This is a genomic window from Bacteroidota bacterium (assembly GCA_018816945.1).
Classification (GTDB): Bacteria; Bacteroidota; Bacteroidia; order Bacteroidales.
Genome location: JAHIVC010000073.1, coordinates 32,004 through 45,687, shown reverse-complemented (window position 1 = coordinate 45,687; position 13,684 = coordinate 32,004). Strand labels below are relative to the sequence as shown.

At 37.4% G+C, this 13,684-nt stretch carries 5 protein-coding genes; all 5 read right to left on the bottom strand.

Going from position 1 to position 13,684, the window contains the following annotated elements; translation table 11 throughout:
* Positions 1-46 precede the first annotated feature (46 nt).
* Entirely contained in the window at positions 47-2,938 is a 2,892-nt protein-coding gene (locus KKG99_11640) for a PAS domain-containing sensor histidine kinase (protein ID MBU1013651.1), read from the bottom strand.
* A gap of 11 nt (positions 2,939-2,949) precedes the next feature.
* A complete protein-coding gene (locus tag KKG99_11635; protein MBU1013650.1) occupies positions 2,950-3,990 on the bottom strand; it encodes a uroporphyrinogen decarboxylase family protein in 1,041 nt (346 codons plus the stop codon).
* Positions 3,987-4,625 carry a cobalamin-dependent protein gene (locus KKG99_11630; protein MBU1013649.1) on the bottom strand — a complete coding sequence of 213 codons (639 nt, stop codon included), beginning with the start codon at positions 4,623-4,625 and terminating at the stop codon, positions 3,987-3,989. The genes KKG99_11635 and KKG99_11630 overlap by 4 nt, the downstream gene beginning before the upstream one ends.
* Positions 4,626-4,673: 48 nt before the next feature.
* Positions 4,674-9,071 (bottom strand): PAS domain S-box protein, encoded by a 4,398-nt coding sequence (locus KKG99_11625; protein MBU1013648.1) that lies wholly within the window; start codon positions 9,069-9,071, stop codon positions 4,674-4,676.
* 258 nt (positions 9,072-9,329) lie between these two features.
* On the bottom strand, positions 9,330-13,463 hold the full coding sequence (locus KKG99_11620; protein ID MBU1013647.1) for a response regulator: 4,134 nt from the start codon (positions 13,461-13,463) through the stop codon (positions 9,330-9,332).
* Between the last annotated feature and the right edge of the window lie 221 nt (positions 13,464-13,684).

Sequence of the window (13,684 nt, the reverse complement as noted above, 5' to 3'; positions counted from 1 at the left end):
CAACTCACTCACCCACTTAACCCAATCAACTTACTCACCCACTCAACTACTTACCTATTACCAAAGGTATCGTAAAATAAAATGTTGATCCTTTTCCAATCTCACTCTCTGCCCAAATTTCGCCACCATGAGCCGAAACAAACTCTTTACACAGAATAAGCCCAAGACCTGTTCCTTTTTCATTATCTGTTCCATTGGTACTTATATTGCTGTCGATCGAAAAAAGTTTTTCAATGTTTTCTTTACGAATCCCAACTCCTGAATCTGATACAATAATTTGAGCAACATCATCCTGAATAATAGATTTTACAATAATTTCTCCATTTTTTGGAGTAAATTTTATCGCGTTCGAAACCAAATTCCGGATAATGGTTTCCAGCATGTATTTGTCGGCAAATATTTTTAAATCTCCCGGAATCTCACTGTTCAATGATATCTCTTTTTTCTCTGCCTGATTGTTTGATAATTCAAAAATTTTATCCACTAATTCAGATAATTTTACAGACTCAGGGTTAAATTTAATTTTACCGGTTTGCGAACGCGACCATTCCAATAGATTTAATAATAAATCATAGGTTTTATTTGAGGTTTCGTGAATGAAGGAGCTCAATCTTGAAACTTCTGAAAAATCGCCATTTTCAATTTCATCCTTCAATAATTCGCTGAATCCCAGCAATGAATTGAAGGGCCCTTTTAAATCGTGGGCAATGATGCTGAAAAATTTATCCTTGGTGGCATTTAGTTCACTGAGTTTCGATGCATTTTCCCGCAATTCTTTTTCAGTTTGTTTACGTTGATCAATGTTCCTGCTGACACCAATTACCTCAATTTCACCATCATTGTTTAATTTGAGTTTTGTAGATACCTCTACCCAAATAATACGCCCGTCCTTACAGGGCTGCTGGATTTCATTGATGTAGAAATTTTCTTCTTTGGAATCTTTGATAAATTTATTTATACTTTCTTCAATTAATTTGCGCACGGTTAGCACAGATTCAGGAGTTAATGATTCTTCCAACCCTTGCGCCATTGCCTCTTCAACCGAATATCCCCTTAAATGAATGATTGAAGGGCTGATAAAGGTAAATTTCATTTGTGTAAGGTTCAACACCCAAATTACATCCGAAGCGAAATCGGTAATGAGCCGGTATTTTTCTTCACTTTTTTCAATTGAATGAAGGATGTTTTTAAACTCGGTAACATCGGTTTTTATTGCTAAAAAGTTTGTTGTTTCGCCTTGTGAATTCTTAATGGCTGATATAGATGCTCGTTCCCAATACAATTCTCCATTTTTCTTTTTATTATGAAATTCACCATGCCAGATTTCCCCGGATAAAATGGTGTTCCATAAATTTTCATATTCCCTCTTTGGCATTTCCCCTGAACTGAAGATGCGCGGATTTTTTCCTAAAACTTCAGCAGGCGTATATCCCGTCAAATCGAAGACTGTTTGATTTCCGTACTCAATATTCCCATCAGTATCAGTTATTACAACTGAAACCGGGCTCTGCTCAACGGCGGTAGAAAGTTTTCTGATTTGTTCTTCTGCCAGTTTACGTTGGGTTATATCTTCAAAAATTGTGGCAAAAAAACCTTTTCTAGGGCAATATGCATATATATTATACCACTTACCTATGGGCTTTGCGAAACTTTCAAATCTCACACTTTCTCCTGTCAGGGCTACTTTCCCATATAGTTCAATCCATCCGGTAGGGTCATTCTCAATCCCGGGTAAAACATCCGTAACTTTATGTCCGATAATGTTTTCCCTTTTTAATCCTGTTTGCTTTTCAAAAGCATAATTAATCTCAGTAAAAATATAATCTATCGCTTCATTTTCTTTATTCAGTACGATCTGGTGTAAAGCAAAACTATCGTGCATATTGTCAAATAAGCTTCGATATTTTATCTCACTTTCAGAAATAAGCCATTTGGCATCTTCGAGTTCAGAATATTTACGTGCATTTGCAATGGCCATTCCAAATATCTGACTGATCACAACACCCATCTCCTCATATTTCTTTTTAAATTGCGGAAACTGAAGACCTTTTACTTCAAAGGTTCCCAACAATTCGTTCGTATGTTTAATTTCTATATTAAATGTATTTTCAGCATTGAAATCTTCATTATTGAAAATTCCCTTAAAATCAAATAATTCTTCCTGCTTATTATTAATAAGCTTATAAACAATTTTGGAAGGAGCGAATAATATATTTATCAGTTCGAAGGCAATTTGAGTAATTTCTGTTTCGTTTGTAAGTAAAACAAGCGTTTCCAATTGATTGAATATAACTCTGTAATCGGCACTTTGTTTGGAAATTGCTGAAAGTTTATTGCTTAGTTTTATTTGTTCGTGCTCGTTTCTCCAATTCAATACTACCGAATCAAGATATTTTTTGCAATGAGATAATCCAACCGGGATAATCTCGAATGGCAATCCCATATATTCGGAAAGAGCCAAAAGGTTTGGCATATAATCGCCCGGAATTTTTGTGTCCAAAAGCAAGATGGATTTCATCGATTCCTTAAAAAACGACCGGGCAGATGCTTTGTCGAATCCCCAATCGTGAATATTGCGTTCGTAAGTTCTCAGCCAACCATTGGTTACAATATAATAACCTTGTTGCACAAAATGATAAATGGTTTCGGGGTTTAAAATAAGTTCAAAACATTGTTCCAATTGAACAACCTTAACATCTTTACTGCCCTGGATTTCTGAATTTTGCGGTGAATGACAAAAGCTCCCTATAACGATAATGTCAGACGCTGAAACCGATTTCGATGCGATTTCAGAGACCTTGGCCGAATTAAGTGCATTCGAGGAGCAATTGACCGGGTAGGAGATCAATTGTACCTCCGGATAATCCCCATTTTTAATAACCTGTGCAATTTCGGGTATTAAAAAGTTACAAGCTGCTATTACCAATTTTTCATTCATCTGACTTGCGTTTATTTAATAGGGTAAGTTCCGTATTCTCTTACAGCCTCTGTTATTGAGAGCAAGGTTTCGTCTTTAACCTGAAATGGTATTTCACCATGATTATCGGCCAAGATAAATCCACCCCCCGGAGCTGCTTTTTTAATCACCTCCTTAACAATATTTTTAGTTTCCTCTTTTGTCCAACGCCTCATTTCAATTCCATTTAAGTTTCCCAAAATAGTTAATTTGTTTTTGTAGGCCTGTTTAAGTTCGCTGATATTTTCATGTGTACTGACCCCTACAACCGCTGTTCCTGTTTCGGGCAGTAAATCGGCCAGTGCTAAACAATCTCCTGAAGCGAGGTGAGTAGCAGTCGGGCCTTTAATTTTAGCGATGGTTCGTTTAGCCACCTGAAAGCCCGTTTTAATATAAAATTCTTTAGGGATGAGGGTAGGAGAGGAGACCGGATCGAAATAGCATATGGCAGTAGCTCCGGCTGCTAATTGTGCATTCGCCCAATCCACACAAAAGGCTTCGTTGATCTGCATTAAATGATTGAATAAATCTTCGTGATAAAACATGAGTTCAAGATATTTTTCAAATCCAAGTTGCATTACAGGTAATGAAAAGGGCGACACGGCAACTCCAATGATAGGGATATTTCCTTTGCTTTCTTCTTTCAGTATCTCAATTGATTTTAATGCTTTATGCAATACTTGCGAGTCACGAACCTTTGGCGCTTCCAGCTTTTTAATATCGTTGATGTTATGAATAAGGGGAAGTCCTGAATTTGGGGGCCCGTCTTCTCTGTAAATTACTTCTGCGCCAAAAGCTTCTACTTCAATAGGGGCATAAAAAAATGGAAAATAGCAATCTATATTGTATTTCTTTTGCAGTTTTATTTGCCCTTCAACAACATATTCAGCTTTCGAAAAATACTCTTTTATCCCCAATCCCAGTTCTTTTGCGCCACGCATGGTGAGTAATAAAAACAAAGGAACACGGTCGGGTTCTTTATGCGACAGTGTGGTTAAAACACGCTCCATCGGGGTCATTTCAGATGTTTTCATATGCTTCCCTCCATAATTTTATTTACAATTCCCAAAGCTTCAGATGAATCTTTACCATAATAATCGGCTCCAACCTCTTTCCATAATTCATCATCAAACCTAAAAGGTGCACCTCCAACCACAATAATCACATCTTTGTCTTTTAATTGATCTTTCAATTTTTTAATCCGAAGTGCGGAGGGTAACATTAGGACTGAAAGCAGTAAGATTTTTATTTTTTCGGTTCTTACAATGTCAACAATGCGTTCAATACTTAATCCTCCACCTAAATCCATAAGTTCAAATCCACTTGCACGTAAAGTTGAATAAACGATTCTTTTACCCAGCAAATGAAAGTCTTCGACTACGGCAATGGCCATTTTAGGTTGGCTTTTTCTGATCGGGCTTTGTGGCGGTAAAATTTTATCAATTACTTTTTCGCAAATGATACCACTCATATATACTTGCGATAAAGATAGATTTCCCGACTCCCATGAATCGCCTATTCTTACTAAAGTAGCAGATATTAAGTCACCCGCTGTTTTAATTGGCGAACTGGCAATTTCTGCCTCCAGAATGATTCGTTCGGCTGCTTCCTGATCCAAGGAGAGTAAGGCTTGCTCCAGCAAAACGCTGTATCTTTTTACCTGGTTCATGTTAATTTATTTTAAAGTTCAATTTAACAAAAGCATTTTTTATAGCTGTTATAAATTGGAAAATAATTTCCCAATTTTATCTAATAACAACTCATTTTTGATCGGTTTTGAAATATAATCATCGCATCCGGCAGCTATTGCCTTTTCACGGTCCCCGGATACAGCATATGCCGTTTGTGCTATGATCGGGAGTGATGGACGAAGCTTTTTTATGGCCTTTGTCGCATCATAACCATTCATAACAGGCATATTGATATCCATCAGCACTAAATCAATATCCATATTTTCTTTACATATTGTTACTGCTTCCTCTCCATTTAGGGCCCAGATTATTTTATAGCCCGACTTGCTTAGGATAACTTTTAAAAATTCAAAACTTGGTTCATCATCCTCAACCACCAGAATTATATTATCCTTCGGGTTGCCTTTTAAGTCGTTGCCATTAGTTATAGAAGTATTTACTGCAATGCTTTGTTCCATTGGTATTGTAAAAAAGAATGAACTACCCCGGCCCTTTTCCGATTCAATCCAAATATCACCTCCAAGCAGCTGTGATAATTTTTTTGAAATCGACAATCCAATACCTGTTCCTCCATATTTTCTGGTATCTGTATCTTCAACCTGACGAAAAATATCGAAAATTAGTTTCTGTTTGTCTTTTGGAATACCTATACCCGTATCTATTACAAAAAATTTCAGTTCGGTACTTCGGCTACGCTCAGTAACCTGAGGCTCACTGACCATATTTAAGGTAAAGCCAAACTTAACAGAGCCTTTATCAGTAAACTTAAGGGCATTTTTTAATAGATTGATCAAAATTTGTTTCAACCGTGCAGGATCAGTTTTAATCATTAAACCGTTTCCTTCAGGCGGGATGATAAGTTTCAACTCAACCTCATTCTTCTTAAGTTTTTGCTGTTCAATTTTTATTATTTCCTTTACTTCATTAAGCAAAGAGCCTATGTTAATAACTTCTGGGATGATTTTTATTTCTCCTGTATCAATAAGCGTAATATCGAATAAATCCTCAACGATTGTAAGCAGATGGTTCCCGCTGTTATTAATCGTCTGATTAAATTGGACTATATCATCTATTGGTAAATCTTTATTGATAATATCGGAAAACCCAATAATGGCATTAAGTGGCGTTCGCAATTCGTGCGACATGGTTGCCAGAAACACTGATTTCAACTGGTCGGATTCGGTTGCTTTAGCAAGTGCTACCTTTAAATCCTGCTCATTTTTTTTTCGTTCGAGTGAAATGCTGATTTGATCAGATACAAATTCAAGTAATTTCAAATCGGTTTCATTATAAGCATTTTCATCGGTATAGCTTTGCACAGCCAGCACGCCCATGACCTCTCCGTCAACTTCAAGTGGCACCCCAAGCCATGTTTTAGAACGAGTCCCAACGAATTCAATCAGCCCTTTATCTGCCATTTCTTGTTGTTGTACATAAGTTGCCAATAAGGATTTTCGGTTTTTTACCACATACTTGCTCATGCTTTTCCCGGCAGGAAATAATTCGGAATCATCATATTCGTCGGCATAAAATGGAATATAAAAGGTATCGGTTTGTTTAGTATAAAAAGCGATGTAGTAATTCGTGGTGTCGATGATATTCCCTAATTCTTCTTTTACAGCGACAATAAACTCTTCAATATTTTTACTGGTGCTCACCGCATCAGAAATATTGTACAGTACTTTTTGGATTTTTTCTGAACGTTTACGTTCAGTAATATCCCTTAATATTGCATTGATGTATTCACCATCTTTAAGTGTCATTTTGTTTAATGAAACTTCTGCGATAAACTGACTGCCATTTTTTTTCAAATGGACCCATTCAAAGGATTGTGGCATTCCTGCCATTACAGCATCAATTTTTTCCTGAGCCTTGAGCGTTGAGCTTTTTCCGTCGGGTTGATATTCCGGTGAAAAATCACTCGGAGGATGCCCTAATATATCTTCTTCACTACATTCAAACATCTCGAGCGTTCTTGGATTACAAGAGGTAAAGATGTAATCCTTCATAATAAAAATTGCGTCATTGATTGAATTGAAGATATTTTGATATTTCTCTGTACTTTCGTGATATGCATCTTCGGCCAGTTTACGTTCTGTAATATCCCGATTATTACTTAAAATAGCCTTTTGGCCCCCAAATTCAACCATTGAAGCATTGATTTCCAGATATAATGGATTCCCGTCTTTTTTGTAATGTATTGTTTCAAGTTGATTGAAAAAGCCTTCTTTCAGGATCCGTTGAACTTTTTTTTCTCCTTCAGCTACATCGTGTGAAATGTTTTTTAACGACATTCCAATAAACTCGCCGCGACTTAAACCGTATAGTTTACACGCGCGTTCGTTCACATCCAATACTATTTCACTTTCGGGCGCAAATATGATGATGGCATCGTGTGAATTCTCGAATAAACCTCGGAAATCTTGCTCGGATTTCCTCAAATTATTTTCTGTTTTCTTCCGATCGGTGATGTCTCTGATAATAGTAATCCATGCTTCCCTGCCATTGTAAAAGATTTCCTGTGTATGGGTTTCAACATAAAAAAGGGTTCCGTCTTTTCCTTTATGAATATACTCGTTTGGAGTATCATGCGTCTTATCATTGATGTTCCTATTAATCTGTTCCAAATCTGCATCAGCAGGATGTAGATCATGGGGAGTCATCTTATACAATTCCGATGCTGAAAATCCATATTTTGTGATCATCTCAGTATTGAAATGTAAAAATAATTTTGTTTCCTGATCAAAAACAATCACTGGGTCAGCGATTTGGTTGAAAAGGGATTCATATTGATCACGACTATCAAGGAGTTCCTGTTCAATCTTTATTTGACCGGAAACATCGACTATGACAGCTCTGATTCCTTTAAATGAACCATCCTTAATAATTGGACTGGCATGAAAATGAACATGAAATTTGGTGCCATCTTTTTTTATGGCTTGATATTGTATTGTTCTTGGAGGGCTTAATCCTTTTGCACGATTGTTAAAGTATGCTCTTGCCCTTTCCCGATCTTCAGGAATTAATAAATCGAGCCCATATACCCCTTTAGCAATATCATTTTTGGAAAAGCCTGATAACTTTTTGGCACGCTTATTCGCGTAAGTTATTGTTAAGTTTTGGTCAGTTTCAATGACAGCTTCCGGTAATAATTCAACCAATTCCTGAAACCGAAGATTACTTTCTTTAAGTGCTTCTCGTGTCCTGACAAAATCTGTCACATCAATAGCGATAATCATAATACAGTTTTGATTATCAGCGTTGTCGAAAGGAAGCATCACTGTTTGGAACCATCGTTCATCGCCAAAATCATTAATAAAATGATCTTCAATGAGATGAAATGGGTTTTTGGTGTAGATGACATTCCGTTCTGTTTTTCGAAGCTCATTATAATCATTCGTTTTAAAATAATCTTTTGCTAACTGATAATCATAGGTCCCAATTAATTTTTCAGGAGTTGTCCTGTGATAATCAGCCATTGCTTTGTTTACTAACAGATATTTCCCATTCCTGTCTTTTACAAAAATTAAATTTGGAGAAGTATCGATGATATCTCGGAGCATTCTTTCGTTGCTTTTTAGTTTTGATTCAAAAGCTTTTTGTTCGGTGATATCTCGCGAAACCGCAAGAATATGCTCACCCGCAATGTTTAGTGCGCTTTGAAGGAAACGCCATTCGCCTGCTTTATTTTTAAAACGGAATTCAATGGTTCTGCTTGTTGGTAATTCCTTGCCCGTGAATAATTTTTTAGCTTTTGATCTCACGTATTCTGCGAGCAAAGGGAGTAATAATTTTTTATCGTCAGGATGGATAAAATCGAAAAAAGATTTTCCGATCAAGTCTTCCTCTTCATAACCCAGAACAGATTTTATGGAGGGACTGACATAAAGATACTTCGCCTTGAGATCGAATGTTGTAATGCCAATATTATCGCTTGTGTTTTCTGCAATTAATCGAAATTGCTCTTCACTTTCCGTCAACTTTTTGGTTCGTTCCCTGACCAACTCTTCCAGCATGTTTTTATCCTTACGCAATTTATCTTCCGCTTCCTTGATTCGGAGCATAACTTTTATCTGAGCCATGAGTTCAACCGCATCGATTGGTTTTGAAAGAAAAGCATCCGCACCTAAATTAAGCCCTTTAACACGACTTTCTGAATCGGTTTTAATGGCTGTTACCATGATGATCGGGATATGTTTGGTCAATTCATCGGCCTTGAGTTTTTTACAAACCTCATAACCATCCATTTTTGGCATGATGATATCCAACAGAATGGTGTCGGGTTGTTCTTTTTGGGCTATTTCAATCCCTACTTTCCCCGACAAAGCAGTCAAAACCATACAATCCGGCATTTGGCTTTTTATAACCGCCTTTAGGGTGGTTAAATTATCTTGTTGGTCGTCGATTGCTAGTATTTTTTTCATTTTTTTTAGTTTAGTGGTTGAGTGAGTCAAGTAGTTGAGTATGTTGAGTAAGTTAAGTTGTTGAGTAAGTTAAGTTGTTGAGTTGTTGCACTTCGACAACATTTCGATAAACTCAATGTACAGCTCAGTGTGAAAGTGCTAATTTCCTTGCTTACCTTACTTACCTTACTCACCTTACTAAACTTACACACCTTACTTACCTTACTCATCTCACTTACCCTACTACACTTACTCACCTCACTTACCCTACTCATCTACTCACCTACTCAACAACCTCCCAATCTCTGCAAGTAATTCCAGATGATCAATCGGTTTCGACACATATCCATCACATCCCGACTTTAAGAATTTTTCCTTATCACCTTTCATAGCCTGAGCTGTAACTGCAACAACAGGGATGTGTTTAGTTTCATTATTTGCTTTCAATTCTGCTATTATCTTTTGACCACTCTTTTTGGGGAGCGACATATCAAGAAGAATCAAATCCGGTTTTTCCGATTGTGCCTTCCTTAACCCTATTTCACCATCAATAGCTTCTGATATATGGTATTTCCCTTTTAAAATGGCTTTTATCGTTGTTAAATTGTCACGATTGTCTTCTACGATGAGTATATTTGGAAGGCTTGTTGCTGGTTGCTTGTTGCTTGTTGCTTGTTGCTGCGGTTCTTCCTTTTTCACCTGCTGTGGCTTTAGCGAAGGCAGGTCAACTTTGAATTCTTCTTTTGCCCCATTTCCTAACATGAGTTTTACTTTATAAAGCAAACCGTCAATATCAACATCGCCTTTGTGGATGAGTTGCTGAATATTATTGGCACTGAGTTTTGCCATATCCTTTCGGGTCAAATCTTTGGCCGTTAAAATTAGGACCGGTGTTTTTTGACTCTTCTCGGTGGCCCGAAGTTTCTCTAAAACCTCAAACCCATCGATATCAGGCATCATCAGGTCGAGGATAATTCCGTCGGGATTGTTATGTTTCATGTAGTCCAGTGCCTGCCGGCCCCCACTTGCCACAACTACTTTATAAAGCTCTTTTTCTAATACGGTTTTTACCTGAATGATTGCTTCCGGATTATCCTCTACCAGAAGAATACAAGCTTTTGGATCCTGATTTTCTGAAATACGGATTTTTCTGGTTATTTCAAGTTCCATGATAATCCGCTTAATTTCACTCAATAAATTTTCAGAATTCACCTGGCTTTTTGAAATAAGGGCCGAAACGTTTCCACTTAGTCTGTTTTTCTCTTCTTTACTTAAATCTTTTGCTGTTACAATAATTACAGGCAAGTTTTGGGTTTCTTTGTTCTTGCGTATTTCATCCAAAACCGTAAACCCATCCATCCCGGGCATGATCAGATCAAGGATCAATATATCGGGTTTTTTTACTTCTAATAATTTGAGGCATTCCTTTCCTCCGCTTGCTAAAATGGGTTTTATATTTTGCGACTCGATTATTTTTGATATTTGGGTCAATTCAAATTCATTATCATCAACTATCATTACAGAATGTGGCAATTCGACAATCTCCCTAATCTGGGATATCAATGTATGTTTATTGACAGGCTTATTAATAAATCCAACAGCGCCCAATGCAATTCCTGTATCCCGGTCATCGGAAACAGAAACCACAATTACTGGTATGTCTTTGGTTCTTAAATTACTTTTTAATTTTTGCAAAACTTCCCAACCATCCATATCTTCCATTATAATGTCCAGGGTTATGGCAAAAGGCTGATGGTATTCAGCAAGTTTCAGGGCATCTTTTCCGCTGGTAGTAGTGATGGTTTTGTATCCGGCTTCGTTGAGGTATTCCGAAATGAGTTTTACCGTTTTTGGATCATCATCAATTACCAGTATGGTATTTTGTCCGGGACTTATGTTGGTGTCTTCGAAATGATATGACTTAGGTGTTTCAAATTCCTCAGACCATTTTATTGGAATAGTAATGGTGAAAATTGAGCCTTTCCCCGGTTCACTTTCAGCCTTAATTTCACCTCTCAAAATATTCATCATTTTTCGTGCAATAGCCAAGCCCAGGCCTGTACCTTCATATTGGCGTGAAGAGGTTCCGTCTACCTGCCTGAACTCATCAAAAATATATGGAAGTTCTTCGGCAGCAATTCCTATACCGCTATCCTTAACTTCAATAAATGCATATTCTAAATCATGTTTCACTTCAATCGCAATAGTTCCTTTATCTGTAAATTTTACGGCATTCCCAACAATATTCGTTAATACCTGATGAAGTCGCGATTCGTCGGTTTCTATTTGATTTATGCCATCAGGAATATTCAAGGTTATGGAAAGCCCTTTCTGCTCGGCCAATTCTTGCATATTCTCTTTTATGATTGAAAGGAATGATGATAGAGAAAATGGTTTTGGTTCTATCTCCATTTTCCCTGCTTCAATTTTCGAAAGATCGAGAATATCGTTGATGAGTGCTAAAAGCCTTTTGCCATTGCGTTCAACTATTTCGAGATAATGGTTTTCTTCTTCACTAAGTTTATTATTTGCCTGCATCATTAAAACCCGTGAAAGCGCCATGATTGAATTCAACGGGGTACGCAACTCATGACTCATGTTGGAAAGGAATTCGCTTTTTAGTCTATTTGCGGCTTCCACTTGTTTTCTCTGTGCATCCAACTCAGTATTTTGTTCCAGAAGTTCTTCCGCATTTTGTTGCAACTCAGCAGCCTGATCCTGCAATTCTTCTGCCTGATCCTGCAATTCTTCGGTTTGGGCCTCAAGTTGTTGGTTAATCCGTCCTAAATGCTCAGCTAAAACCCTCGTTCTTTCGTTAGCTATTAAATTTGAATATGAAGTGTTGATGCTTACCCAAGATTGTTGGAGTATTTCCAGGCTTTCCTTGCTGAATTTCTGAATGTTTACTAGTGAAATGATTGCAATTATGCTTTCCTCAACAAGGATAGGAATGGTAATAATTTCTTTTGGGATGGCTTCTCCCACAACAGTATTATACTTAAAAATGGTATCGGCCAGTATATTTTGTATGTGAAAAATATTTTTAGTGGACAATGCATTGCCAAATTCTCCTTGTGGGTTCTTAGCACTGAAAGGTTTAAGCATTTCTTCATTGGCACCTACCGATGCAAAATGTTCATATTCCATGCTTCCCTCGTTCAGAATATAGAAAGTGCTCATGTTGGCATCGGTTATTTTCATCAATCGTTTGAGCAGCGATTTGCCAAACTCCTGCATGCCGGATTTACCAATCATGGTTTCTGAAATATCTGCTATTCCTTTATTGATCTTGATTTTCGATTCGGTCATTTCTGCCATTTTATTAAACTCAAGAGCCAAAGAACCCAATTCATCAGCAGAATTGATTTGGTTTCGGATGGAAAAATCGCCTGCCCCAATTTTTTGAGCAGCTTTGTTCATGGCAACAATGGGTTTGGAAATAGAATTGCTGACAAATAATGCAACGAATGAAATAGCAACTAAAGAGATGATGAACAGAATTACAAAGTTTAAAAGCATTTCACGCATGGGGGCATTTAACTCATAGGTGTCCTGTTTGCAAACAAAGCCCCATCCGGTTTGGGGTATATAGGTATATGCCGCCAATACTTTTTCGCCCCGATAATCTTTTGCTTTCGTAATTCCGGTATTTCCTTTTGCTGCATTCAAGGCCGGTTCCGCAGAAATTTTCAGGTTCAGCACTGCATTATCATGCCAGCGAAGTTCGTTTAGAGCTAACCCCTCTTTATTTACGATCAATGTTTCTCCAGTACTGCCCAATCCCACCGGATTTTTCAAAAGCTTGTATAACGAATTATCAAGATCAATCCGGCATACCAAAACACCAATTATATGCGCATTATGCGCTATGCAATAGACCGGGATCGAAAAAGCCATTTCGGTTTTATTGGTTTCGTGCAAGCGGTAAATATCCTGTATATAAAAATTCCCGGATTGTAGCGGTTTCGTAAAATAATCGTTATGGGCTACATTGGTGCCTTCAACTTCACTTATTGTGGATATTGCAACCACACCTGTACCGGCCTTAACGAAAAATATTTCGCTGTAAACTTTATAATTGAGCATATTTCTTTTGAACAGTTCAACGGCAGCTGATATTTTTTCCTGATCTTGTTCAGACAATGAGGTTTTGCCAAAAACATTCTCCAGGCTTCTGATCTCGTAATCGCCAGCCATATTATGCAAATCACCGATTCTTTCATCAATCCAGTTAGATACTTCGCGCACCTTCAAATCCCTGATAGCCGACAGTTTATTAAATTCCATCACCCTGATGTTATTCGCCCTTTGAAGATATGTGATGGCAAGTGCAACAATAATGGGCGAAAGCGATAGCAACAGAAACCAAAAAGTTAATTGCGACCGGATGCTTTTGAATTTTCGTAGTTTCATTTCTTAATTTTTTATCCGTTTATTGGTTGAGTAAGTTCAGTGGTTGAGTTGTTGAGTAGGTTAAGTAGTTAAGTAAGTTCATTGGTTGAGTAAGTTTAGTGGTTGAGTGAGTTCAGTGGTTGAGTGAGTTAAGTGGTTGAGTAAGTTAAGTTATTGATTTGTTGAGTTTTATAGCCTTCAACTCTTTCCTGCTTACCTTACTCACCTTACTCACCTTACTC

Coding starts and splice junctions, on each gene's coding strand:
- KKG99_11640 (MBU1013651.1), bottom strand. CDS start 2,938: ATGAATGAAAAATTGGTAATAGCAGCTTGTAACTTTTTAATACCCGAA.
- KKG99_11635 (MBU1013650.1), bottom strand. CDS start 3,990: ATGAAAACATCTGAAATGACCCCGATGGAGCGTGTTTTAACCACACTG.
- KKG99_11630 (MBU1013649.1), bottom strand. CDS start 4,625: ATGAACCAGGTAAAAAGATACAGCGTTTTGCTGGAGCAAGCCTTACTC.
- KKG99_11625 (MBU1013648.1), bottom strand. CDS start 9,071: ATGAAAAAAATACTAGCAATCGACGACCAACAAGATAATTTAACCACC.
- KKG99_11620 (MBU1013647.1), bottom strand. CDS start 13,463: ATGAAACTACGAAAATTCAAAAGCATCCGGTCGCAATTAACTTTTTGG.